General features: G+C 39.7%; 1 pseudogene. It reads left to right on the top strand.

The features are described from left to right. Positions 1-147: 147 nt before the first annotated feature. A pseudogene (locus HHA41_RS13040) lies at positions 148-584 on the top strand (RNA-guided endonuclease TnpB family protein); the annotation flags it as partial.

Genomic DNA, 584 nt, shown 5'->3' with positions numbered 1-584 from the left:
CTCATTTTGTCTATGTCGATTCAGTAGTGGCAAGGTGGGTATTTATTAGAGATTTAAATGATTATCTTTTGTATTTTAGGTGAGTGTCTTGGTATATTAGCATCCATATCTATTGATTATCCAATCCCTTAACCTAGGCATGACTTTGTGAAATTAACACGCATTCATCACTGTAAAAACTTGAATCGAGAAAAGTATAAGCAACTTGAAAAACAAGCTGTTTTACTTGGTCGTGTTCGCAGTGAAGTTTGGGCTAAATATGGTGCTGTTGCAGGCTTAAATATCAGTGACAGGGCTATTCGTGATGCGTGGATGAAAGAAGGTCGCAACTTCGGTGTATCTGCAAATGCGTGGAAAGAAACCCTGCGTGACTGTATGGGTGATATTAAAGCCTATCGTGAAGCTGCCAAGGAAAAGGTCAAACAAGCTATTCGCAAACGTACGACTTGCGACAATGAACGTAAAAGACTCTATACGCTGCTAAAAAAAGATGAATGGACAACAGATAATTTCCTCCATCGTCAGATGCGTAAGCATTTTCGGCATGGTGTGAATCACACGCACAATCAAATCATTGTACGTGC

The sequence above is a fragment of the Acinetobacter sp. A1 genome, from assembly GCF_012371315.1.
Taxonomy (GTDB): domain Bacteria; phylum Pseudomonadota; class Gammaproteobacteria; order Pseudomonadales; family Moraxellaceae; genus Acinetobacter.
The sequence above is the reverse complement of the archived record's forward strand: the minus strand, read 5'-3'. Positions and strand labels throughout refer to the sequence as shown.